The sequence below is a fragment of the Mycobacterium sp. UM_WGJ genome (assembly GCF_000455125.1).
In the GTDB taxonomy this organism is placed as follows: Bacteria; Actinomycetota; Actinomycetes; order Mycobacteriales; family Mycobacteriaceae; genus Mycobacterium.
This window is the reverse complement of sequence record NZ_AUWR01000002.1, coordinates 1-22,480: the sequence shown is the minus strand read 5'-3', so window position 1 is coordinate 22,480 and position 22,480 is coordinate 1. Positions and strand designations below refer to the sequence as shown.

Genomic DNA, 22,480 nt, shown 5'->3' with positions numbered 1-22,480 from the left:
GAGCAGGAGGGTGTGAACAAGATGAAGATCACTGTGATGGGTGCCAGCGGACAGATCGGCACCAAGGTTGTCGAGTTGCTGCGCGCCGCCGGCCACGACACCGTGGCAGCCGCCCGCAACTCAGGTGTCGACGTGCTGACCGGAGACGGGCTGGCGGAGGCCCTCTCGGGCGCCGACGTGCTGGTCGACGTTGTCAACTCGCCGGACTTCGCCGACGGCCCGGTGTTGGACTTCTTCACCAAGTCCACCACCCACCAGGTGGACGCAGCCAAAGCCGCTGACGTCGGCCACTACGTGGCGCTGTCCATCGTGAACTGCGACGGGCTGCCCGACAGCGGCTACATGCGCGCCAAGGTCGCCCAGGAGCGCATTATCGCCGAATCCGGGTTGCCCTACACCATCGTGCGTGCCACGCAGTTCCACGAGTTCGCCGACGGCATCATCGCATCGCTGACCGTCGACGGTGAGGTGCGGGCGCCCGAAGGTCTGATCCAGCCGATCGCCGGAGCCGAGGTGGCCGCCGAGGTGGCCCGGGCCGCTCAGGCCGCGCCGGTCGACGGAATCATCAATATCGGTGGCCCGGAGAAGCTGACCTTCGCTGAACTGGCCGCCGTGGTGCTGGCCCATCGGGGCGAGAACCTCCCGATCGTCGTCGACCCGGCCGCGGTCTACTTCGGCACCAAGATCGGCGACACCGGCCTGGTCACCGGCGACGACGCCACGTTGGCGGTGACCCGGCTGGCCGATTGGCAGGCGGCACAATGAGTGAGCTGGCGGGTCAGACCGCGCTGGTGACCGGCGGGACGGCGGGCATCGGACTCGAGTCCGCGCGGCTGCTGGCGCGTCACGGCGCCGAGGTGATCATCACCGGTCGCTCGGCGCAGCGGGGTGCCGCCGCCGTCGCCGAACTCGACGGCGCGGCGCGATTCGTGGCCGCGGATCTGTCCGACCTCGATTCGGTGAGATCTCTGGTGCGCCAATGCGGCGACGGCGGCGTGGATATCCTGGTGAACAACGCCGCCAGCTTCCCGGGTGCGCTGACCGTGGACCAGGATGTGGGTTCATTCGAGTCGACGTTCGACACCAATGTGCGCGGCGCCTACTTCCTGGTCGCCGCCTTGGCGCCGGGCATGCTGCGGCGCGGGCGCGGCAGCATCGTCAACGTCACCAGCATGGTCGCCTTCAAGGGTGTTCCCGGTGCGTCGAGCTACAGCGCCTCCAAAGCCGCGTTGGAGTCGCTGACTCGCACGTGGGCCGCCGAGTTCGGCCCGCACGGGGTACGGGTCAACAGTGTTGCTCCCGGGCCGACCGCCACCGAGGGGGTTGTCGCCGAATGGGGTGACGTCAATGACGAACTGGGGCGGGGGCTTCCGCTGGGGCGCACCGCACACGCCACCGAGATAGCCGAGGCCGTGTTGTTCCTCGCCTCGCCACGGTCCAGCTTCATCACCGGGTCGACGCTGCACGCCGACGGCGGCGGAGCCGCGGCCTGACCCGCACCCTTATTTCAGCGGTGGGCGTTTATTTCAGCGGTGGGCGTTGAGATTGCTCTGATGGTTGTGCATGTCGTGAATTCACGACCCTGGATGCAATCTGAACGCCCATTGCACCGACCTTGACCGCCGCGCGGGCCACGCACAATTCGTCACCAAGCGTGCACCGACATGTCATGCCGTGCTTGCCTCGTCGCTGCCTGACTGCGCGACCGTGGCGAGTGTGAGCACTGGTTCTGTTCTCATCGCCCCCGAGCCCGCCACCGATTCTCCCGCTTCCGGGACCGACAACCCCCGTTACTCGTTGCTGCTGTCCACCGACCCCACCATGATCGAAGCCGCGCAGCGGATGCGATTTGAGGTTTTCAGCACCGAGCCGGGCTTCTGCCTGACCGACTCCGGCGCCGGCAGCACCGGCTTGGACGCCGACCATTTCGACCAATACTGCGACCACCTGCTGGTCCGCGACGATGACTCCGGCGAGCTGGTCGGCTGCTACCGAATGCTTCCTCCCACCGGGGCTATCGCTGCCGGAGGCCTTTACAGCGCAAGCGAATTCGATGTCACCGCGCTGGATTCGCTGCGTCCCTCGCTGGTCGAGATGGGCCGCGCGGTGGTCCGGCCGGGCCACCGCAACGGCGCGGTCGTGCTGTTGATGTGGGCCGGAATCCTGGCCTACCTGGACCGCTACCAGTACGACTACATCACCGGCTGCGTCTCGGTGCCGGTGCGCGGCGAGGGCCCCCCGGCCAGTCAGATCCGCGGCGTCCGCGACTTCGTGCGGCGGCGGCACGCCTCCACGTACCGAGTGACCCCGTATCGGCCGGTGATGGTCGACGGCAAGGGCCTCGACGAGATCGCGCCGCCGACTCGTCCGACCATTCCGCCGCTGCTGCGGGGCTACCTGCGCCTGGGCGCGCGGGTCTGCGGTGAGCCGGCCCACGACCCCGCCTTCGGGGTGGGGGACTTCCCGGCCCTGCTGCGCCGCAGCGACGCCGACACCCGCTACCTGCGCCGGCTGCGGTCAGTGTCCGCGGCGTCGCTGGTGGCAGGGGGCCCAGAGGCTGCCGACACCGCTGCGCACGCGTGAACCAGCCGGGCGTGAACGCCTGGGCGCCTCGCGCCGTCTGCACGCCGCGATGCGTCCGGGGCGGGAGTGAGCGGCCGTTCCCGGCGGTGGTGGCGCTACGGCTGGCGATGGTGGTGCTGCTGGCGCCGCTGCTGCCCCTGCTGGCGGTACCGATTCCGGGCCGCGTTCGGCTGCAGCGCGGCGCCTGCCGGGTGGTGTTGCGCTGCTTCGGAGTGCGGGTGACGACGACCGGCGGGCCGGTACGCAACCTGCGCGGCATATTGGTGGTCAGCCCGCACGTGTCCTGGCTGGACGTGTTCGTGATCGGTGCGGTGTCGCCGGGCACGTTCGTGGCGCGCGCCGATCTGATCAGCTGGCCCGGAATCGGTGCGCTGGCCCGCATGATGCGGATCATCCCCATCGAGCGCGACAGTCTGCGTGGGTTGCCGGTGGTCGTCGACATGGTGGCGGCCCGATTGCGGGCCGGCCGTACGGTCGTGGCATTCCCGGAGGGCACCACCTGGTGTGGGCGTGCCCGTGGCCGTTTCCATCCGGCGATGTTCCAGGCCGCCGTGGACGCGGGTCGGCCAGTACAGCCGCTGCAGCTCACCTACCACCACCGGGACGGTGCGCTGTCGACCGTGCCGGCGTTTGTCGGCGACGACACCCTGTTGGCCTCGATTCGTCGTCTGATCACCGCGCGCCGCACCATCGCGCAGGTGCATGTCGCGGCGTTGCAGTTGCCGGGAACCGATCGGCGTGAGCTCGCAGCGCGTTGCCAGGCGGCGGCGGGCTGGCGGGTCCGGCGGCGCCGGCGAGCTCGCGTCGCCTGTTGAGCAGGACGGCCGCCCGCCGCAGCGCCGGGGCGGCCGCAGGTGCCCGGTATCCTGGGCAGGTCATGGTCTATCTGGATCACGCCGCCACCACCCCGATGCACCCGCAAGCCATCGAGGCGATGACAGCTGTCTTGGGCACCGTCGGAAACGCCTCATCGTTGCACGCCGCCGGTCGCACCGCGCGCCGCCGGATGGAGGAGTCCCGGGAGTCCATCGCGGCACGGCTGGGCGCGCGTCCCTCTGAGGTGGTCTTCACCTCCGGCGGCACCGACGGCGACAACCTGGCCGTCAAGGGCATCTACTGGGCCCGGCGCGATGCCGATGCGCAGCGACGCCGAATCATCACCACCGAGGTCGAGCACCACGCCGTGCTGGATGCGGTGGACTGGCTCGCCGAGCACGAGGGCGCTGAGATCACCCGGCTGCCCACCGACGCCGACGGTTCGGTGTCACCGGAGGCGCTACGCGAGGAGCTGGACGGCGGTCGCGCTGACGACGTCGCCCTGGTGTCGGTGATGTGGGCCAACAATGAAGTCGGAACGGTCCTGCCGGTCGTCGAACTGGCCGCGATCGCCGCGCAGTTCGGGGTGCCGATGCACTCCGATGCGGTCCAGGCCGTCGGGCAGCTGCCGGTCGATTTCGGTGCCAGCGGGCTGTCCGCGCTGAGTCTGACCGCGCACAAGTTCGGCGGGCCGTGCGGGACCGGTGCGCTGTTGATTCGTCGTGACGTGACCTGTGTCCCGCTCACACACGGCGGGGGCCAGGAACGTGACATCCGTTCGGGCACACCCGATGTCGCCGGAGCGGTCGGCATGGCTGCGGCACTCCAGGTCGCCGTGGGCTCGCTGGAGTCCACCGCCGACCGGGTTGCGGGCCTGCGCGACCGGCTCATCGAGGGAGTGCTCGCCCGGATTGACAACACCCGGGTCAACGGATCGCGTAGCCAGCGGCTGCCCGGCAACGCGCACTTCACCTTCGCCGGCTGCGAAGGCGACTCGCTACTGATGCTGTTGGACGCCAACGGCATCGAATGCTCCACCGGATCTGCCTGCACCGCCGGTGTGCCGCAGCCTTCGCATGTGCTGACCGCGATGGGCGCCGACCCGGTCGCAGCCCGCGGATCGCTGCGACTGTCGTTGGGCCACACCAGCGTCGACGGTGACGTCGACGCTGTGCTTGCCGTGTTGCCCGGTGCGGTGGACCGGGCTCGTCAGGCCATGCTGGCGGCAGCGGGAGTGCCGCGATGAAGGTCGTAGCCGCGATGAGTGGCGGAGTGGACTCCTCGGTGGCGGCGGCCCGCATGGTCGATGCCGGGCACGAGGTGGTCGGGGTACATCTGGCACTGTCGCGCAACCCGGGCACCCTGCGCACCGGCTCGCGTGGGTGCTGCTCGCGGGAAGACTCTGATGACGCCCGGCGCGTCGCTGACGTGCTGGGCATTCCGTTCTACGTGTGGGACTTCTCCGAGCAGTTCAAGGACGAGGTGATCGACGACTTCGTCGAGTCTTACGCGCGTGGCGAGACCCCCAACCCGTGCATGCGGTGCAACGAGAAGATCAAGTTCTCCGCGGTGGCCGCTCGAGCCGTCGCGCTGGGATTCGACATGGTGGCCACCGGTCACTATGCGCGGCTCGCCGACGGCCGACTGCGCCGCGCGGTGGATGCCGACAAGGACCAGTCCTATGTGCTCGCGGTGCTGTCCGCCGAGCAACTCCGTCATGCGGCGTTCCCGATCGGGGACACCCCCAAGCCGCAGATCCGCGCCGAAGCCGCCGAACGCGGCCTGGCGGTGGCGAGCAAACCCGACAGTCATGACATCTGCTTCATCCCGACCGGCGACACGCGCACCTTCCTGGGCGGCCACATCGGAGTGCGGCCCGGCGCTGTGGTGGACACCGGCGGGTCGGTGCTGGCTGAACACGATGGGGTGCACGGTTTCACCATCGGCCAGCGCAAGGGCCTGGGCATCGCCGGGCCCGGCCCGGACGGCCAGCCGCGCTACGTGACCGGTATCGATGCCGCGACCGGCACCGTCACCGTAGGGTCGGCCGCCGACTTGAATGTGACGGAGCTGACCGGGCGGGCGCCTGTGTTCACCTCGGGGCAACCGTGGCGCGGCCTAGTCGAGTGCGAGGTGCAGGTGCGCGCCCACGGCGAGACGGTTGGCGCGGTGGCCGGATTGGTCGGTGACATGTTGCAGGTGCGGCTGCGCGAGCCGTTGCGCGGTGTGGCCCGCGGCCAGACCCTGGCCTGTTACCGCCCGGACGCGCACGGCGACGAAGTGATCGCCAGCGCCACTATCGCCGCCACCGGCGCGTAGCTTCGGCCAGTTGCGCCGAACGTGTACTGGGCACGACGACGCGGCGCTTGCCGGCGTGAGTGCACGCTCGGCGTGGGGAACCGGGTCTAACCGGGCACCGCCGAAGCCATGTTCGTCACCACCAGGTCGGCGTCGGATTCCGAGAAGCCGCAGTAGGTGACCTCCAGCAGCACCACCGACTTGACCTGGTACGCCCGTCCGCAGTCGCCGGCGTGGGTACGCAACGACGCGTCGTCGGAAGTCCAGTCGCTGACCAGGCCCGGCCCGGCGGAGGTGTCGGCGCACTCGGCGACGGTGGCCACCAACGCATCGAGAACGTGGTGCGCGGCTTCGGTGTCGGGGTAGACGGCGGCGCCCTCGGAGACGATCGCGGCCTTCGGCGGGTACTGGTAGGTGGTTTTGTGGAAACGCGTCGCCGTGGATCCGAACACCGCGGTCTCGGCGAAGATGAAACGGCATGGCGGCGGGATGGTGGCGGCCAGCTCGTCGATGTCGGTGGGAGAGCTGGAATCCATGGTGGGGATGACGGTCAGCTGCTCGTCGGCGCCGACGATGGCCCGCATCCGGGGTGTGCCGAGCATGATCCGGCCGAGATCCACGACGCCGGCGGGCGCCGGCAGCGCCGCGGGTGGCAGCGCCGTCCCGTCGACCATCCGGGTGCAGCCCACCACCGCTGCGGACACCGCCCCGATCGGCACCAGCCGCGACATTCTCACCATCGAAGGCTAGCCCGCCGTGCCCGTGGCCATGTCACTTCAATACGGTTGCCCGGTGAGTGCTTTCGCCACTGGGACCGGACTGGGGTCGTGGCCGGGCACCTCGGCGCGCGCGGCGGCCGAGGTGGTGGTCGGTGAGTTGGGCGGCAGCCTGGCCCACCTGGTCGAGCTGCCGGGGCGCGGAGTCGGCGCCGACATGATCGGTCGGACCGGCGCGCTGCTGGTCGACATCGCCATCGACACCGCCCCGCGAGGCTACCGGCTGGCCGCGCGACCCGGAGCGGTGAGCCGGCGCGCGGTGAGCCTGCTCGGTGAGGACGCCGACGCGCTGGAAGAGGCGTGGGAAGTCGCCGGCCTGCGCGGGAGCGGTCATCCGGTCAAGGTGCAGGCGGCCGGCCCGCTGACCGTGGCCGCGGAAGTGGAGCTGGCGAATGGGCACCGGGCGATCACCGACCCCGGTGCGGTGCGGGACCTTGCCGCCTCGCTGGCCGAGGGCCTCAAGGCGCATCGCGCCGACCTGTCTCGCCGGCTTGACACGCCGGTGATCGTGCAGCTCGACGAGCCGTCCCTGGGCGCCGCGGTGACCGGCCGGCTGGCCGGCGTTACCGCGTTGAGCCCGGTGGCCGCCATCGACGAGTCGCTGGCCACGGCGCTGCTCGACGGCTGCGCCGACACCATCGGCGGCGAGGTGCTGGTGCACAGTTGTGCAGCGGGACTTCCGTGGAATGTGTTGCAGCGCAGCGCTATCGCTGCGCTGGCGCTGGACTGCACCGGGTTGGAATCCGCTGACTACGATCAGATCGGCGCATTCGTCGACTCTGGCCGCACCGTGGTGATGGGACTGGTTCCCGCGCTCGCTCCGGCGCGGGCGCCCGGCGTCGAAGAGCTGGCGACCGCGGTGGCGGCGATCACCGACCGCATCGGATTCGCCCGTTCGGTGCTGGCCGAGCGGGTCGGGATCAGCCCGGTCTGCGGGATGGCCGGCGCCGACGCCGCGTGGGCGCGCGCCGCGCTCGGGCTGGTGCGCAAGGTGGGCGAGGCGCTGAGCAGCGAGCCCGAGGCGATCTAGGCAACGAGAAGGTTGCAATCGAGCCGCGAACGCATCTGGGCGGTGCAGCCGCAGCCGACGCCAGCGACTATCTCGCCGGGCTGTCGCGCCGCCGGGACGCCGCGACTGAGCGGCTGCGGGCATTCGCCGAGCGCTGGTCCTGGTCCAGAGACCGGACCAACCGCGCCGGCGCGGTCAGCCGAAACGACGTGTCGACCAGCTCGCCGACCTCATCCCAATCCACATCAGCTGCAGTGAAATCCAGGCCCAGCCAACCGGACGGGCCCAGATACATCGGCAGGAAGAACCGCGGGTCCTGCTCCAGCGCACGTCGCTCGGACTCGTCGACCTTGACCAGCAGCGCATGGGGGTAGGGCACCATCGTGCCGGTGGCTTTGCTGTTGCCACCGTAGATCGCGAACATCTTGGGTGCGCAGAACACCGGACGGCCATGGGAGATCTTCTCGAAGGCTTCGGGAAAGCCCAGCGCGATGCGTCGCAGCTCCGCCAGACCAGGGTCGTCGTCGCGGTACATGATCGGGTGCGGCATGCCGCCAGGGTAGTCAGAGCAGATAACCTGCGGGGGTGAGTCCAGAGGCCGACAGCGTGCCCCCCGACCTCCGGCGGCAGTGGCACGATCTGGCTGAAGAGGTGCGCGAGCACCAGTTCCGCTACTACGTCAAAGACGCGCCGATCATCACCGACGGCGACTTCGACGAGCTGTTCAACCAGCTGCTCGCGCTGGAGGAGGCGCACCCGGAGCTGCGTACCGCCGACTCGCCGACCCAGCTGGTGGGTGGCGCCGGGTTCACCACGGAGTTCGCCCCCGCTGAGCATCTGGAGCGAATGCTGTCGCTCGAAGACGTGTTCTCAACCGACGAACTGACGGCCTGGGCCGGTCGGGTGATCAGTGAGATAGGCGGTGACACCGCCTACCTGTGCGAACTCAAGGTCGACGGCGTGGCACTCGGACTGGTGTACCGCAACGGCCGGTTGAGCAGTGGGGCCACCCGTGGCGACGGCCGGGTCGGTGAGGACGTGACACTCAATGCGCGCACCATCGCCGACATCCCCGAGTTCCTCAACACCGACACCGAATTCCCGGTCCCGGCGGTGCTGGAGGTGCGCGGCGAGGTGTACTTCCGGTTGGAGGACTTCGAAAACCTCAACGCCGGACTGGTCGCCGAGGGCAAGCCGCCGTTCGCCAACCCCCGCAACAGCGCGGCTGGTTCCCTGCGGCAGAAGAACCCGGCTATCACCGCGCGGCGCAATCTGCGGATGGTCTGCCACGGCCTCGGCTACGCCGAGGGCTTCAGCCCCGACACCTTGCACGGCGCCTACCGAGCGATGCAGGCCTGGGGGCTGCCGGTCTCGACACACACCGCCCGCGTCGAGGGCATGGCCGCGGTAGCTGAACGTATCGCCTACTGGGGTGAACACCGGCACGACGTCGAACACGAAATCGATGGTGTGGTGGTCAAAGTCGACGACCGCACCCTGCAGCGTCGGCTCGGCGCCACCTCCCGGGTGCCGCGGTGGGCGGTGGCCTACAAATATCCGCCCGAAGAGGCGCAGACCACGCTGCTCGACATCCGGGTCAGCGTCGGGCGCACCGGCCGGGTGACCCCGTTCGCCTACATGACCCCGGTCAAGGTCGCCGGCTCCACGGTGAGCCTGGCCACCTTGCACAACGCCTCGGAGGTCAAGCGCAAAGGGGTGCTGATCGGCGACACCGTGGTGATCCGCAAGGCCGGCGACGTGATTCCCGAGGTGCTCGGGCCCGTGGTCGATCTGCGCGACGGCAACGAGCGCGAGTTCGTCATGCCGACCCACTGCCCGGAATGCGGAACGCTGCTGGCGCCGGCCAAGGAAGCCGACGTCGACATCCGTTGCCCCAATTCGCGGTCCTGCCCGGCGCAGCTGCGCGAGCGGGTTTTCCACGTCGCCGGCCGCGGCGCCTTCGACATCGAGGCTCTGGGGTATGAGGCGGCGACCGCCCTGTTGAGCGCCGGGGTCATCACCGACGAGGGCGACCTGTTCACCCTCACCGAAGAAGACCTGCTGCGTACCGAGCTGTTCACCACCAAGGGTGGTGTGCTGTCCAAGAATGGCCGGCAGCTGCTGGCCAATCTCGACAAGGCCAAGGCTCAACCGCTGTGGCGGGTGCTGGTGGCCTTGTCGATTCGGCACGTCGGCCCGACCGCGGCGCGGGCGCTGGCCACCGAGTTCGGCAGCCTGGACGCGATCACCGCGGCGTCCACTGAGCAGTTGGCCGCTGTCGAGGGCGTCGGCCCCACCATCGCCGCCGCGGTCACCGAATGGTTCGACGTCGACTGGCACCGTGCGATCGTCGACAAATGGCGGGCCGCCGGGGTGCGGATGGCCGACGAACGCGATGCGAGCATCGAACGCACGCTTGAGGGGCTGAGCATCGTGGTGACGGGCTCGCTGACCGGCTTCTCTCGCGACGAGGCCAAAGAGGCGATCATCGCCCGGGGGGGTCGGGCGGCCGGTTCGGTGTCGAAGAAGACCGCCTACGTGGTGGCCGGCGATGCGCCCGGCTCGAAGTACGACAAGGCTGTCGAACTCGGGGTGCCGGTCCTGGACGAGGACGGATTCGTCAACTTGCTGGCCGAGGGCCCGAACACCGCACCGGATTAGCCTGCTCTCAGCTTATTGACAGCGTCATCGAAGTATGGCAGCGTTTCGCAGCGAAGTGCAACAGCATGTTGCAGTTCGTTTTCGGTGGGGCCGCTGGGGAAGTGCGGGGACACGATGACCACTGGTGAGAGCGCCTTCTGGGGCACCGACAGGCAGTCCTCCGCCACGCACGGCTCGCGTGGAATCGGGCGATACACCCGCAAGCGGATGCTCACTACCCCTCTCGCGATTGGGGCGTTTGCGTGCTTCGGCATGCTCCCGCTCGCCTCGGCGCCCGCAGCTCAGGCCGACATCGAGGACGTGTTCGAGCAGCTGTTCTCGCCCTTTGCGGACGCGGCTACCGGCACCCTCGACTGGGAGGCGTTCACCGACTCCACGGCGTGGGAAGCCTTCTTCGACCCGGCGCACTAGGAAGCCGTATGGGCCGACCTTGACGGACTGAGCAGCGCGCAACCGGCATTGGCCGCACCCATCGGTCTGACCACCTTGTTCGATCAGTGGATCTACACCCCGATCCACACCGGCGTCGGCAATGTGATCAACAGCGATCTGGGCCTGCAGGTGGGCGGAGCGATCAATCAGCTCTTGGGCTCTTACGTCATCGGTGATGGGGCGGACGGCACCGCTGAGAATCCTGACGGTGGGGCCGGTGGGTGGCTGTTCGGTGACGGTGGAGCCGGCTACTCCAGCACTGCGGACGGTGTGGCCGGCGGTGCGGGCGGGAGCGCGGGGTGGTTCGGTGACGGCGGGGCCGGTGGCGCCGGGGGCGCGGGTGCGGCCGGTGGTGCCGGTGGGGCCGGCGGCTGGCTGCTGGGGGTCGGCGGTGCCGGTGGCGGCGGCGGTGACGGAGAGATCGGCGGGGTCGGTGGCTCCGGCGGCGCAGGTGGCTGGCTGTTCGGCATCGGTGGTGCCGGCGGTTCCGGTGGTGATGGAGGTGACGGGGGACGCGGTGGCGACGGGGGTAATGCCGTCGGCCTGTTCGGCAGTGGCGGTGACGGGGGCGATGCCGGTAATAGTGGCGTGGGCGGGGCGGCCACCCGGTTGCCCGCTCTGGGCGGCACCGGCGGCAACGGCAGCCCTCTGCTGCTCGGGGCCCACGGCGACGTCGGTCGATTCGGCACCGGTGTGCCGCTGAGCGGCGGTGGCAGCGGTGGGTTCTCGACAGCGGGATCCTGGTTGATCGACAGTGACGGACGCGTCGTGATCCTGCACGGCTTCGACCACGTGAACAAGGTTGCGCCATACGAGTTGTCGGCCAACGGATTCGGCGACGACGACGCGGCCTTCCTAGCTGCTAACGGATTCAACAACGTTCAGCTGGGCTTGATCTGGGCCGCGGTCGAGCCCGAGCCCGGGGTCTTCGACTACGACTACCTGGCCTCCATCGCCCAGACCGTACAGACCCTGGCCAATCATGGCATCACCAGCAACATCTACATGCATCAAGACCTCTACAGCACGTCGTTCGGAGGCGAGGGGGCGCCGGAGTGGGCGGTGCAGACCGGCGGGCTGCCCAATATCGACGTGGGCTTCCCCTGGAGCTACTTCGTCAACCCCGCGCAGAACCACGCCTGGGATGCGTTCTGGGGCAACGCCACGGCGCCTGATGGAATCGGGTTGGAGACCCACCACGCGCAGATGCTGCAGGTGGTGGCGAACTACTTCAAAGACAACCCCGCGGTGGCCGCCTTCGGTGTGGTCGCCGAACCGCATGCCGGATCGCACTGGCTCTCAAGCCTGTTCGGCAGCCCCTACTTCGACTCCCAGCAGCTGACACCCTTTTACAACCAGTCGGTCGCGGCCATCCGGTCGGTGGACCCCGATACGCCGATATTCGTACAGCCGAATGTGCTCTTCAACTTGGGTGTTCAGACCCGACTGGGCGAGGTGGACGACGACAGGGTCATCTACTCGTTCCAGCACTTCTGCCCGTCGGTCGACCTGTTCGGCGTCGACTTCTTCTGCAACGTCTTCGCCGACATCGCGATCAACAACGCGACGACCTACCCGGACACCTACAACATCCCGGCTCATATCGGTGGGTTCGGCGCCAGCAACGTCCTCGCGGCGCACACCGCGGTACTGGATGCCGCCGAGCGACATCAATACGGCTGGGCCACCTGGGTCTACACCGGCCAGAACGACATCACCACCACCGCCACATCACGCGAGGCCGAGTCGATCGTGTATGACACCAGCCTGCCGCCGACCGGCGACAACATCGACGCCGCGAAGCTGGCGGTGTTGGCCGAGCCCTACCCGCAGGCGGTGGCTGGAATCCCGACTGCCTGGACGTTCGACAACGGCACGTTCCAGCTGAGTTACTCGACCGACATGGCCGGCGGGGGCGTCTTCGCTGCCGGTGCGCAGTCCAACATCTCCGTGCCGGAAGTCATCTACCCCGACGGCTACGACGTCAGCGTCACCGGCGGCCATGTCGTGTCGGCGCCCAACGCGCCGGTGCTCGTCATCGCCTCCGATGCCGGAGCCACCACCATCAGCGTGACCGTGACCCCGGCTGCCGCGGCGGGTTGATCACCGTCGGTGACCGCAGGTCTGTGAAGCCACGACTCACGAAGTCGGGTCGATGAGGATCTTCGCGTGGTCATCGGGGGAGGCCAGTGCCTCGAACGCCGCATCCACCTCGGCCAGCGATACCGTCGCGGTGATCAGCGGCGTGGGGTCCACCTTCTTCTTGGCGAGCATTCTCACGGTCTGGCGGAATTCCACCGGGGTGTATTCCACGACGAAACGGATGTCGAGTTCCTTGTTGATCGCCATCGCGGGCCGCAGCCGGTCCTCGCCCATGCAGACCCCGGCCGCGATGATGCGCGACATGATCGGCGCGGAGGTGATCACCGAATTCAGCATCCCGGGGACCCCAACACATTCGAAGATCACCGGAGCTTTGGGGCCGACACCCATGGTCTCGAGCGCCCGCCAGGTCTGCCACTGCGGAACCGGCAGGGTGTTCGCCGCTTGGCTAGCGCGAAGCAGCAGGCGCATCGCGGCCGCGGAACTGGTGAAGTAGCCGGGCCGTTGCCGGACGTGGTCGATGGGCGATTCGGTGGCCGGATCGACGACGATGTCGGCCCCGCATCTTCTGGCCAACTCGCGTCGTGCCGCGCTGTAGTCGCTGGCGATCACCGTGCGAACACCCTTGGCCTTGAGCATGAGCACGACCGCCAGCCCGATGGGACCCGCGCCGACGACGACGGCGATCTGGCCGCGCCGGATCTTGGACCGTCGCACCGCGTGCAGTCCCACCGCCATCGGTTCGGTCAGCGCGGCGACGTCGGTGCTGAGCTCATCGGGGACGCGCACCATCAGCGACTCTTCGATGAGCAGTTCTTCGGCGTAGCCGCCCGGCGCCGACGCCGAGAGTCCGATCGGGTGTATGCCCTCACCCGCGCGCCGCAACGGAAACGCGACGACGCGGCTGCCGATCGGAGCGCGCTTCTTGCACCGCGGACCGTATTCGAGGATCTCCCCGCAGAATTCGTGTCCGAACACGGTGCGCTCGTGCGAGCGCATCGCCTCCAGGTACCCCATCTCGGCGGCGACGTCGGCGAGATCGTCGCTGTGGTGCCGTGCGTGCAGGTCAGACCCGCAGATGCCGCAGCGCAGCACCCTAAGCCGGACCTGGCCGCGACCTGGACGTGGCGTCGGAAGGTCGGAAACCGACAAGGTGCCGTTCTGGCACACAACTGCTTTCACGCTGTATCTGGCCTATCTGCCCGGCGCCCAACCCGCAAGAAAAAATGCAACAATATGTTGCATTTTGGTGCTGGCAATGTGGCACGCGTCGATTAGGCTGTCAACATGGCGCGTGGGGGTTCGTTGGTCGATACGGCCCGCCTGCGATCGGACGTAGTCGAGAATCGGTTGCGGATTCTCGAGGCGGCTACCCAAGTGCTCGCGGGAGATCCGAACGCGTCCATGCAGGAGATCGCCGACGCCGCCGAACTCAACCGCGGAACCCTCTACCGGCATTTCCCGAGCCGTGAGCGACTCGTTGTCGCCATTCACCAAGTCGCCGTCACGAAAATGCGCGAGCTCTATGACTCGTTGCCAAAGTCTGCCCCGGTGTTGCCGAGCCTCATTGAGTTGGTCGGGCCGACGATCGAAGTCGCCAGTCGTTACCGGGTTTTGATTCTTGCCCCGATCGCCGATCCCAGCCGGTTGGTGGCCGAGGCGCAGTCGGTGGAGGTACTCGCTGGCGCCGTGCACCGGGCCCAGTTGGCCGGCGAAGTCGACCAGCGGATTTCGCCCATCGTCGCGGCCACCAACTTCGGCGTCCAGATTCTGGGCGCTGCAACGTTGATCGCCCGCGGTGGCGTCGCGCCTGACGACGCGATCGCACAGACCCGACTGTTGCTGCATAAGGCGTTGCGGGCCCCGACGCAAGACACCGAGTGAACCGGGCCGCGGGTGACAGCGCGCCGACTGCTCAGCGCAGCAGGGTGGCCACGATCCCGGCGAGATAGCCCAGACGGACCACTTCGGCGGGCAGGAAGTCCGGTCCGCCGGTGCGTCCGAGCACAATCGCGGTGCGCGGGTTGCCCAGCGGTGCGGCGGCCAATGCGACGTCCATGTCCCGCCACATCGCGGGCACCCACGTGGCGGTGTTGTCCAGGGCGGTGGCACGTTCGAGCGGCAACCACGGCACCGTCTCAACCTGGGTCTCCGGAGTCCCCGGGCTGCCGGCGAGCCGGCGGAACCCACCGTCGGCGCCCTCGGCGCGCAGCACCGCACACCAGCTGACCCGCAGCACACGGGGCGTTTCGTTGGCCAGCTTCGCCAGTTTGGCGCTGCGGTCACCGGCGGCCGCGACATGGTCGATCAGCTCGAGCTCACGGTGCGCATCCAGCAGTCCGGTGTGCGGACGAATGCTGTGCACCCGAACCCCGGGCAACCGCTCGGCGGCGGTGATCAGCACATCGGGCATCGATCCCTGTGGCAGTTCGACCACCAGGTCGTCGATGGCCGAACCGCTGCCGCGTTCCACAACGTCCAGCGACAAGATGTCGGCGCCCACCGAGCCCAGACCCACGGCAAGCGACCCCAGGCTGCCGGGGCGGTCGTCGAGTTCGACGCGCAGCAGATAGGAAGGCATGGGCAAACCTTCCCACAGCGTCCCGTGGCCCGCGGACAGTGAGTCTGACTTCACGTTCGCCACCGCACGCTGGCGTTACGGTCGACGTGCATGGCCGACAGGTCCCGTTGGCGCCGGCCCGCTGCGCCCGGCTTCGCCGCGCTTGCGACCGACGCTAGGCTTTTCACCCGTGTCCCAGATCTCCCGTGACGATGTAGCTCACCTGGCCCGATTGGCCCGGCTGGCGCTGACCGACGCCGAGTTGGACGGATTTGCCGGCCAGCTTGATGCGATCCTGACCCATGTCAGCACGATTCAGGCCGTCGACGTCACCGGCGTCGAGGCGACCGACAACCCGCTCAAGGCCGTCAACGTCACCCGGCCCGACGAGATCGCCGACGGGCTGACCCAGGACCAAGCGCTGGCCGCCGCACCGCGCGCCGAAGACGGCCGCTTTGCGGTGCCGCAGATCCTGGGGGAGAGCCAGTGAGTGAGCTGATCCGGTCCGACGCGGCCACCCTGGCGGCCAAGATCGCCGCCCGCGAGGTGTCCTCGGTCGAGGTCACCCGCGCCCACCTCGACCAGATCGCGGCCACCGACGATCGGTACGGAGCCTTCCTGCACGTCGGCGCCGAGGAGGCCCTGGCCGCAGCGGAGGCCGCCGACAAGGCGATCGCCGCCGGCGAGGCGCCGTCGGCGCTGGCCGGAGTCCCGTTGGCACTCAAAGACGTGTTCACCACCGTCGACGCGCCCACCACCTGCGGATCGAAGATCCTGGAAGGCTGGCGGGCCCCCTACGACGCGACCGTCACCGCGCGACTGCGCGCAGCGGGAATCCCGATCCTGGGCAAGACCAACATGGACGAGTTCGCGATGGGCTCGTCGACGGAGAACTCCGCCTACGGTCCGACCCGCAACCCGTGGGACGCCGAGCGGGTGCCGGGCGGCTCCGGCGGCGGCAGTGCCGCGGCACTGGCCGCATTCCAGGCGCCATTGGCCATCGGCACCGACACCGGCGGCTCGATCCGCCAGCCGGCCGCGCTGACCGCGACGGTCGGCGTCAAACCCACTTACGGCACCGTGAGTCGCTACGGGTTGGTGGCGTGCGCGTCCTCGCTGGACCAGGGTGGACCGTGTGCACGCACCGTGGCCGACACCGCGCTGCTGCACTCGGTGATCGCCGGGTATGACCGGCGCGACTCCACCTCCCTGGATGTAGCGGTGCCCGACGTCGTGGGTGCCGCCCGCGCCGGGGCCACCGGTGATCTGGCGGGCGTGCGGATCGGGGTGGTGCGTCAGCTGCACAGCGGCGAGGGCTACCAGCCGGGCGTGCTGGCCTCGTTCAATGCCGCCGTCGAACAGTTGAAAGCGCTGGGCGCGCAGATCTCCGAGGTGGACTGTCCCCACTTCGACTACTCGCTGAGCGCCTACTACCTGATCCTGCCCTCGGAGGTGTCATCCAACCTGGCCCGCTTCGATGCGATGCGGTTCGGGTTGCGAGTCGGCGACGACGGCACGCACAGCGCCGAGGAGGTGATGGCGCTGACCCGGGCGGCCGGCTTCGGCCCGGAGGTCAAGCGCCGCATCATGCTCGGCACCTATGCGCTGTCGGCGGGCTACTACGACGCCTACTACAACCAGGCACAGAAGGTGCGCACGCTGATCGCCCGCGATCTCGACGAGGCGTACAAGAGCGTGGACGTACTGGTCTCGCCGACAACGCCCACCACGGCGTTCCGGCTTGGGGAGAAGGTCGACGACCCGTTGGCGATGTACCTCTTCGACTTGTGCACGCTGCCGCTGAACCTGGCCGGACACTGCGGGATGTCGGTGCCGTCCGGGCTTTCCGGCGACGACGGGCTGCCGGTGGGCCTGCAGATCATGGCGCCGGCGCTGGCCGATGACCGGCTGTACCGGGTGGGCGCGGCCTACGAGGCCGCCCGCGGGGTGCTTGCCAGCGCGATCTAGGCGGCCGGGGCTGGTCAGAACTGACTGGCCAGATCCGCGAGTTGGTTACCGAGGTCGTCCCAGCCGATCGAGTTGAACGGTGAGCCTTCCTGGCTGAGCAGCCGGCCAAGGTCGAGCTGGTAGCCGCCGGTGGCGGCGCCGACGGGACCCCAACATGCCCCCTGGCGCGGGCCGTGCGCGTTCTGTCCGATTCGGCGTCCGCTCCCCGGCGGCACGTGGCACCCGGCAAGATGGGGACATGCGGATCGGAGTACTCACCGGCGGCGGTGACTGTCCCGGGTTGAACGCGGTGATCAGGGCGGTGGTGCGCACCTGCGACTCCCGCTACGGCTCCACGGTGGTCGGGTTCCAAGACGGCTGGCGCGGCCTGTTGGAGAACCGGCGCGTCCAGTTGGCCAACGACGACCGCAACGACCGCCTGTTGGCCAAAGGCGGCACCATGCTCGGGACCGCCCGGGTAAACCCGGACAAGTTGCGCGCCGGCCTGGCTCAGGTGAAGCAGACCCTGGATGACAACGGCATCGATGTCCTTATCCCTATTGGCGGTGAGGGCACCTTGACTGCGGCGCACTGGCTGTCGCAGGAGAACGTCCCGGTGGTCGGGGTGCCTAAGACCATCGACAACGACATCGACTGCACCGACGTCACTTTCGGCCACGACACCGCTCTGCAGGTCGCCTCCGATGCAATCGACCGGCTGCACTCCACCGCCGAATCTCACCAGCGGGTCATGCTGGTCGAGGTGATGGGCCGTCACGCCGGCTGGATCGCGCTCAACGCCGGCCTGGCCACCGGCGCGCACATGACATTGATTCCCGAACAGCCCTTCGATGTCGAAGAGGTCTGTCGGCTGGTCAAGCAGCGCTTCCAGCACGGGTCGTCGCACTTCATCTGTGTTGTCGCCGAAGGGGCCAAACCGGCTGCCGGTTCGATGGAGCTGCGGGCCGGCGGCGTCGACGAGTTCGGCCACGAGAGGTTCACCGGTGTCGCCGCCCAGCTGGCTGTCGAAATCGAGAAGCGGGTCAAGAAGGAAGTCCGCACTACGGTGCTGGGCCATGTGCAGCGTGGCGGCACCCCGACCGCTTACGACCGCGTGCTGGCAACGCGCTTCGGCGTCAACGCCGCTGACGCCGCCCACGCCGGCGAATACGGAATGATGGTGTCGCTGCGTGGTCAGGAGATCGGCAGGGTGGCGTTGGCCGACGCGGTCCGACAGCTCAAAGTGGTGCCGCAGAGCCGCTACGACGATGCGGCCGCGTTCTTCGGCTGACTCGCGCGTGGCGTGACAACGTCGCGAAAGGGCTTCACAATGGTGAGGTTGTGCTTCGTGTTGCCTGATGGATCAAGGCTGGGGGTGGGATATGAGAACGATGGTGTTGTCTGCTGCGGTGTTGTGCGGTCTGCCGATGGGGCTGGTGCCGTCGATACCGGCCCACGCCAGCGGTGACCTGATCGGCGATTACATCACCGATCACGGTGGCGATGTGTGCGCCTTCATCAACGACCAGCCGAATCTGGCGGGCGTCAAGCACGCGGTCAGCCACATTCTGGCGACCAGTGGCATGCCCGCAGACCAGACGGGGCGACTGCTGGCCGGGTCAGTCATAGCCGACTGCCCGGAGGATGGCCCGCTGGTCGACGAATTCGTCTGGTACGAAAGACATCGCGAACAGAGCAACTCCGGCGTCGGCGTAACACTGGGACCCTGATCGCCGGCTCGGTCAAGTGGCCGGTAGCGGTCACAGGTCGCTGGGGTCATCGGGCACGTCGACGGCGTAGTCCGCCAGTACCTCGAGGCTGACCACGTCCAGCGTGCGTTCGTGGGTCGCGGCCAGCACCACCGGTGCGGCGCAGCCGTCGCGGTGGGCTCGCAGCCAGTTCAACGCGGTGACGCACCAGCGATCTCCGGGCGTCAGCCCCGGGAATCGGTAGGCCGGCATCGGTGTGGACAGGTCGTTGCCGATAGCGCGCTGGTGTTCCAGGAACTCGCCGGTGACGACGGCGCAAATCGTATGCAGGCCAATGTCCTCGGGACCTGACGAGCAGCAGCCGTCGCGGTAGAAGCCGGTGATCGGGTCGCTGCCGCACGGCTCCAGCGGGCCGCCCAGTACGTTGCGGTCGGGCATGTGGCTCAGTCTAGGACGGTGTCACCTACCGTGAGGTATGACCGAGCGGAACCGTGAGCGGCTGTGGGCGCACATCGACGGCATCTACCGGCAGATCTGCGAGCACCCGTTCGTCACCGGGCTGACCAAGGGGACCCTGGGGCGCAACCAGTTTCGCTACTACCTCGTGCAGGACGGGCACTACCTGCGCGGGTACGCCCAGGCGTTGGCGAGGTGTGCGGCCAAGGCGCCGATCGCATCGGAGCTGACCATGTTCGCCGAGCACGCCGGCGCGGCGATCACCGCCGAAGCGGAACTGCATGCCGGGCTGCTGGCCGATCTGGGCCTCGACGTTGATGCTGCCGCGGCACTGCCGATCGCCCCGACGACCCAGGCCTACACCAGCTACCTGCTGGCGATCACCGCATCAGGCTCCTACGCCGAGGCCGTCGCCGCCGTGCTGCCCTGCTATTGGATCTATGCCCGGGTGGGGGAGCACCTGCAGCGCCACGGTTCGCCGGAGCCACTGTTCCAGCGCTGGATCGACAGCTACGCGGGCCAGGAGTACCAGGCGGTGGTCGAGGCCGTACTGGCCGTTACCGATCGGATCGGCGCACATGTGCCGGCTGCGGAGTGGGAGCTGATGCGCCGGCATCTCCACACCGCCGCGCGCTACGAATGGATGTTCTTCGACGCCGCCTACCGGATGGAGGACTGGCCGGTGTGATCAAGGACCGGCTGACGGGGTCACCTAGACTTTGCGCCATGACCGCTGCTGTCGCTGAACTGCTCGATTACGACGACGTCGTCGCCCGCTTCGACCCGGTCCTGGGCCTGGAAGTGCACGTCGAGCTGTCCACGGCCACCAAGATGTTCTGCGGATGCTCGACGGCGTTCGGCGCCGAGCCGAACACCCAAGTGTGTCCGGTGTGTCTGGGCCTGCCCGGCTCGCTGCCGGTGCTCAATGCCACCGCGGTCGAATCGGCGATCCGGATCGGGTTGGCGCTCAACTGCGACATCGCCTCCTGGTGCCGGTTCGCCCGCAAGAACTACTTCTATCCCGACCAGCCGAAGAACTACCAGATCTCTCAGTACGACGAACCGATCGCATTCAACGGTTACTTGGATGTGCCGCTGGAGGACGGGTCGGTGTGGCGGGTGGACATCGAGCGCGCCCACATGGAGGAGGACACCGGCAAGCTCACCCACGTCGGCAGCGATACCGGTCGCATCGAGGGCGCCAGCGAATCTCTGGTCGACTACAACCGGGCCGGCGTGCCGCTGATCGAGATCGTCACCAAACCGATCACCGGTGCCGCGGAACGTGCACCGCAGATCGCTCGGGCTTATGTGACCGCGTTGCGGGATCTGCTGCGGGCCTTGGATGTTTCTGACGTGCGGATGGACCAGGGTTCGATGCGCTGCGACGCCAACGTATCGCTGAAGCCCACCGGCGCAGCTGAATTCGGCACCCGGACCGAGACCAAGAACGTCAACTCCCTCAAGAGTGTCGAGGTGGCGGTGAGCTACGAGATGCGACGCCAGGGCGCGGTGTTGACCGCAGGGGGCACGGTCGTTCAGGAGACCCGGCACTTCCACGAAGCCGGCTACACGAGCCCGGGCCGGGCCAAGGAGACCGCGGAGGATTACCGCTACTTTCCTGAACCCGATCTGGAGCCGGTGGCGCCATCGGTGGAGCTGGTCGCCGAACTACGGGAGACCATCCCGGAACTGCCGTGGCTGGCCCGCAAGAAGATCCAGGAGCAGTGGGGCGTCTCCGACGAGGTGATGCGCGACCTGGTCAACGCGGGGGCGGTTGAGTTGGTGGCCGCCACCGTGTCGGCCGGAGCATCCAGCGAGGCGGCCCGGGCCTGGTGGGGAAACTTCCTGGTGCAGAAGGCCAACGAGGCCGGTGTCGAACTCGACGCGCTGGCTATCACGCCCATGCAGGTGGCTGCCGTGGTGGCGCTGGTGGAATCCGGCGAGCTGTCCAACAAGTTGGCCCGGCAGGTGGTCGAAGGGGTGCTCGCCGGCGAGGGGGAGCCCGCCCAGGTGATGGCCGACCGAGGCCTGGTCGTGGTGCGTGACGACTCGGTGATCCAGGCGGCGATCGACGAAGCCCTGGCTGCCAATCCTGATGTCGCCGAGAAGATTCGGGGTGGCAAGGTGCAGGCTGCCGGCGCCATCGTCGGTGCGGTCATGAAGGCCACCAAGGGTCAGGCCGATGCCGCCCGGGTGCGAGAACTGGTGTTGGCCGCCTGCGGCGGATAGTTCCCGGCTGTCTCAGCCGGCGATGGCGCCGCGAGTCTGCGGCAGGTGCCGGGAACCTTGGTGGGCCCGGTGGTCGAAAATGAACTGCAGCCACCGAAAGTCGATCAACATTGCGTGTTCATCCTTTCGCTCGTCGGGTGAGTATTCGGCGGCGGTGACGTGCTGTGTGAGTCACTGCTTTCGACCCGTTGAAACCCAAGGTAAGGCCGATATTTAAGGCGTCCGGGCGGAGTCAGTAATACTTCTGTGAGAACCGATTGGTATTGGCTGGCGCTGACCCGGCGGCGCTGACCGCAGCGGCTGGCGAAAAGAAAACCGCACCGTGCGGCCCCGGCGGAGCCACACGGTGCGGTTGAGCGAATGTCAGAGAAGCCCGTTCAGGATGTCGCTGGCGCCGTCCCAGCCGAGGGCCATCGCGATGGACTGGGAGAACGCCACCATGGAGGCGATCGGCCCGACCGCGATTCCCGGCAGGTCGAAAAGATCCATCGGCTCGCCCAGCGCATCGGTTCCGGTGCCCATGCCGATGGCATCGAAGATCGAGCCACCCGCGCTGAGCAGCCCGCCCACGTTCAGATTCAGCTCGGTGATGTATGTGGGTAGGTCGAGCAGCGGCAGGGTGGTCCCCAGCTGGTCCAGGATCGGCATCAGGTCGACCTCGCCGTAGCCGTTGAGGTAGGCATTGACGAGGTTGGCCGGTATGTCGGCCACATTCTGCAGCGCCGCATCCCAGTCCGGTTCACCACCGGTCAGCGCCGTGGAGATGTCGGCGAGGTCCTCGTGGAACTGCAGCACCGGGCTGAGCATGGTGCCGACCTGACCGATGACGATACCGCTCAGCGGGGAACCAGCGAAGTTCAGCACTGCCGCTAACAGGGGCTGATCGCGCTCATCGAAA

The 22,480-nt window shown here is 68.2% G+C and carries 23 protein-coding genes and 1 pseudogene; 17 read left to right on the top strand and 7 right to left on the bottom strand.

From position 1 onward, the window contains the following. Positions 1-21 precede the first annotated feature (21 nt). The 6 genes from N416_RS0100585 to mnmA all read left to right on the top strand — a co-directional run bounded on the left by N416_RS0100585 (position 22) and on the right by mnmA (position 5,718). Positions 22-765, top strand: coding sequence for an SDR family oxidoreductase (locus N416_RS0100585; RefSeq protein ID WP_024440194.1), 744 nt, complete (start codon positions 22-24; stop codon positions 763-765). Continuing rightward, positions 762-1,493, top strand: a complete 732-nt coding sequence (locus N416_RS0100580) for an SDR family NAD(P)-dependent oxidoreductase (RefSeq protein WP_024440193.1) — start codon at positions 762-764, stop codon at positions 1,491-1,493. Before N416_RS0100585 ends, N416_RS0100580 begins: the two co-directional genes overlap by 4 nt. A gap of 223 nt (positions 1,494-1,716) precedes the next feature. Next, positions 1,717-2,583 carry a GNAT family N-acetyltransferase gene (locus N416_RS0100575; protein ID WP_024440192.1) on the top strand — a complete coding sequence of 289 codons (867 nt, stop codon included), beginning with the start codon at positions 1,717-1,719 and terminating at the stop codon, positions 2,581-2,583. After that, positions 2,580-3,398, top strand: coding sequence for a lysophospholipid acyltransferase family protein (locus N416_RS0100570; protein ID WP_024440191.1), 819 nt, complete (start codon positions 2,580-2,582; stop codon positions 3,396-3,398). The genes N416_RS0100575 and N416_RS0100570 overlap by 4 nt, the downstream gene beginning before the upstream one ends. Before the next feature lie 62 nt (positions 3,399-3,460). Continuing rightward, positions 3,461-4,645, top strand: a complete 1,185-nt coding sequence (locus N416_RS0100565; RefSeq protein WP_024440190.1) for a cysteine desulfurase family protein — start codon at positions 3,461-3,463, stop codon at positions 4,643-4,645. Continuing rightward, positions 4,642-5,718: a tRNA 2-thiouridine(34) synthase MnmA gene (mnmA, locus tag N416_RS0100560; protein ID WP_024440189.1), complete on the top strand. Its 1,077-nt coding sequence runs from the start codon at positions 4,642-4,644 to the stop codon at positions 5,716-5,718. The genes N416_RS0100565 and mnmA overlap by 4 nt, the downstream gene beginning before the upstream one ends. A gap of 86 nt (positions 5,719-5,804) precedes the next feature. Here the strand turns inward: mnmA and N416_RS0100555 are convergent, their stop codons facing one another. Then, positions 5,805-6,437 carry a sensor domain-containing protein gene (locus tag N416_RS0100555; RefSeq protein ID WP_024440188.1) on the bottom strand — a complete coding sequence of 211 codons (633 nt, stop codon included), beginning with the start codon at positions 6,435-6,437 and terminating at the stop codon, positions 5,805-5,807. A gap of 52 nt (positions 6,438-6,489) precedes the next feature. Here N416_RS0100555 and N416_RS0100550 point away from each other — a divergent pair, with 52 nt between their 5' ends. Further along, positions 6,490-7,503 (top strand): methionine synthase, encoded by a 1,014-nt coding sequence (locus tag N416_RS0100550; RefSeq protein ID WP_024440187.1) that lies wholly within the window; start codon positions 6,490-6,492, stop codon positions 7,501-7,503. 67 nt (positions 7,504-7,570) lie between these two features. Here N416_RS0100550 and N416_RS0100545 read toward each other — a convergent pair whose 3' ends face one another. After that, positions 7,571-8,032 carry an MmcQ/YjbR family DNA-binding protein gene (locus tag N416_RS0100545; protein WP_024440186.1) on the bottom strand — a complete coding sequence of 154 codons (462 nt, stop codon included), beginning with the start codon at positions 8,030-8,032 and terminating at the stop codon, positions 7,571-7,573. A 35-nt stretch (positions 8,033-8,067) separates the two neighbouring features. Between N416_RS0100545 and ligA the strand changes: the two genes are divergently transcribed. The 3 genes from ligA (at position 8,068) to N416_RS24200 (ending at position 12,678) form a co-directional block, all read left to right on the top strand. Beyond that, on the top strand, positions 8,068-10,143 hold the full coding sequence (ligA, locus tag N416_RS0100540) for an NAD-dependent DNA ligase LigA (protein ID WP_024440185.1): 2,076 nt from the start codon (positions 8,068-8,070) through the stop codon (positions 10,141-10,143). Between the two features lie 252 nt (positions 10,144-10,395). Continuing rightward, positions 10,396-10,554: a hypothetical protein gene (locus N416_RS23045; protein ID WP_155943295.1), complete on the top strand. Its 159-nt coding sequence runs from the start codon at positions 10,396-10,398 to the stop codon at positions 10,552-10,554. Between the two features lie 48 nt (positions 10,555-10,602). After that, entirely contained in the window at positions 10,603-12,678 is a 2,076-nt protein-coding gene (locus N416_RS24200) for a PGRS repeat-containing protein (protein WP_081654414.1), read from the top strand. Positions 12,679-12,714: 36 nt separating this feature from the next. Here the strand turns inward: N416_RS24200 and N416_RS21155 are convergent, their stop codons facing one another. After that, on the bottom strand, positions 12,715-13,860 hold the full coding sequence (locus tag N416_RS21155; RefSeq protein WP_036456859.1) for a zinc-binding dehydrogenase: 1,146 nt from the start codon (positions 13,858-13,860) through the stop codon (positions 12,715-12,717). Positions 13,861-13,965: 105 nt separating this feature from the next. On the opposite strand from N416_RS21155, the gene N416_RS22060 reads away from it, so the two are divergent. Continuing rightward, on the top strand, positions 13,966-14,562 hold the full coding sequence (locus N416_RS22060; RefSeq protein WP_024440184.1) for a TetR/AcrR family transcriptional regulator: 597 nt from the start codon (positions 13,966-13,968) through the stop codon (positions 14,560-14,562). 31 nt (positions 14,563-14,593) lie between these two features. Here the strand turns inward: N416_RS22060 and N416_RS0100520 are convergent, their stop codons facing one another. Further along, the gene (locus N416_RS0100520) at positions 14,594-15,259 is read right to left on the bottom strand and encodes an amino acid-binding protein (RefSeq protein ID WP_036456886.1); all 666 of its coding nucleotides are present in this window, start codon (positions 15,257-15,259) and stop codon (positions 14,594-14,596) included. A 169-nt stretch (positions 15,260-15,428) separates the two neighbouring features. On the opposite strand from N416_RS0100520, the gene gatC reads away from it, so the two are divergent. Together gatC and gatA are read left to right on the top strand one after the other, a co-directional pair. After that, complete coding sequence (gatC, locus tag N416_RS0100515) at positions 15,429-15,728, top strand: Asp-tRNA(Asn)/Glu-tRNA(Gln) amidotransferase subunit GatC (protein ID WP_024440182.1); 300 nt, start codon at positions 15,429-15,431, stop codon at positions 15,726-15,728. Continuing rightward, positions 15,725-17,206 (top strand): Asp-tRNA(Asn)/Glu-tRNA(Gln) amidotransferase subunit GatA, encoded by a 1,482-nt coding sequence (gene gatA / locus N416_RS0100510; RefSeq protein ID WP_024440181.1) that lies wholly within the window; start codon positions 15,725-15,727, stop codon positions 17,204-17,206. The genes gatC and gatA overlap by 4 nt, the downstream gene beginning before the upstream one ends. Positions 17,207-17,220: 14 nt before the next feature. On the opposite strand, the gene N416_RS0100505 is transcribed toward gatA, so the two are convergent. Further along, a complete protein-coding gene (locus tag N416_RS0100505) occupies positions 17,221-17,421 on the bottom strand; it encodes a hypothetical protein (RefSeq protein ID WP_024440180.1) in 201 nt (66 codons plus the stop codon). A gap of 23 nt (positions 17,422-17,444) precedes the next feature. Between N416_RS0100505 and N416_RS0100500 the strand changes: the two genes are divergently transcribed. Beyond that, positions 17,445-18,476 carry an ATP-dependent 6-phosphofructokinase gene (locus tag N416_RS0100500; RefSeq protein WP_024440179.1) on the top strand — a complete coding sequence of 344 codons (1,032 nt, stop codon included), beginning with the start codon at positions 17,445-17,447 and terminating at the stop codon, positions 18,474-18,476. Between the two features lie 91 nt (positions 18,477-18,567). Next, positions 18,568-18,915, top strand: coding sequence for a hypothetical protein (locus N416_RS0100495; protein WP_024440178.1), 348 nt, complete (start codon positions 18,568-18,570; stop codon positions 18,913-18,915). 30 nt (positions 18,916-18,945) lie between these two features. Here N416_RS0100495 and N416_RS0100490 read toward each other — a convergent pair whose 3' ends face one another. Further along, a complete protein-coding gene (locus N416_RS0100490; RefSeq protein ID WP_024440177.1) occupies positions 18,946-19,332 on the bottom strand; it encodes a DUF2237 family protein in 387 nt (128 codons plus the stop codon). 37 nt (positions 19,333-19,369) lie between these two features. Here N416_RS0100490 and tenA point away from each other — a divergent pair, with 37 nt between their 5' ends. Further along, a complete protein-coding gene (gene tenA, locus N416_RS0100485) occupies positions 19,370-20,038 on the top strand; it encodes a thiaminase II (RefSeq protein WP_024440176.1) in 669 nt (222 codons plus the stop codon). A gap of 38 nt (positions 20,039-20,076) precedes the next feature. After that, positions 20,077-21,582 (top strand): Asp-tRNA(Asn)/Glu-tRNA(Gln) amidotransferase subunit GatB, encoded by a 1,506-nt coding sequence (gene gatB, locus N416_RS0100480; RefSeq protein WP_024440175.1) that lies wholly within the window; start codon positions 20,077-20,079, stop codon positions 21,580-21,582. Positions 21,583-21,945: 363 nt separating this feature from the next. Here gatB and N416_RS23435 read toward each other — a convergent pair. Beyond that, positions 21,946-22,480: pseudogene (locus N416_RS23435) on the bottom strand (hypothetical protein); the annotation flags it as partial.

Bases quoted from the DNA above. Each gene is read 5' to 3' on its own strand.
- tenA (WP_024440176.1), top strand. From the start codon at position 19,370: ATGACCGAGCGGAACCGTGAGCGGCTGTGGGCGCACATCGACGGCATC.
- mnmA (WP_024440189.1), top strand. From the start codon at position 4,642: ATGAAGGTCGTAGCCGCGATGAGTGGCGGAGTGGACTCCTCGGTGGCG.
- N416_RS22060 (WP_024440184.1), top strand. From the start codon at position 13,966: ATGGCGCGTGGGGGTTCGTTGGTCGATACGGCCCGCCTGCGATCGGAC.
- gatB (WP_024440175.1), top strand. From the start codon at position 20,077: ATGACCGCTGCTGTCGCTGAACTGCTCGATTACGACGACGTCGTCGCC.
- N416_RS0100520 (WP_036456886.1), bottom strand. From the start codon at position 15,259: ATGCCTTCCTATCTGCTGCGCGTCGAACTCGACGACCGCCCCGGCAGC.
- N416_RS0100495 (WP_024440178.1), top strand. From the start codon at position 18,568: ATGAGAACGATGGTGTTGTCTGCTGCGGTGTTGTGCGGTCTGCCGATG.
- N416_RS0100565 (WP_024440190.1), top strand. From the start codon at position 3,461: ATGGTCTATCTGGATCACGCCGCCACCACCCCGATGCACCCGCAAGCC.
- N416_RS23045 (WP_155943295.1), top strand. From the start codon at position 10,396: ATGCTCCCGCTCGCCTCGGCGCCCGCAGCTCAGGCCGACATCGAGGAC.
- N416_RS0100585 (WP_024440194.1), top strand. From the start codon at position 22: ATGAAGATCACTGTGATGGGTGCCAGCGGACAGATCGGCACCAAGGTT.
- N416_RS0100490 (WP_024440177.1), bottom strand. From the start codon at position 19,332: ATGCCCGACCGCAACGTACTGGGCGGCCCGCTGGAGCCGTGCGGCAGC.
- N416_RS0100500 (WP_024440179.1), top strand. From the start codon at position 17,445: ATGCGGATCGGAGTACTCACCGGCGGCGGTGACTGTCCCGGGTTGAAC.
- N416_RS0100580 (WP_024440193.1), top strand. From the start codon at position 762: ATGAGTGAGCTGGCGGGTCAGACCGCGCTGGTGACCGGCGGGACGGCG.
- N416_RS0100555 (WP_024440188.1), bottom strand. From the start codon at position 6,437: ATGGTGAGAATGTCGCGGCTGGTGCCGATCGGGGCGGTGTCCGCAGCG.
- N416_RS0100545 (WP_024440186.1), bottom strand. From the start codon at position 8,032: ATGCCGCACCCGATCATGTACCGCGACGACGACCCTGGTCTGGCGGAG.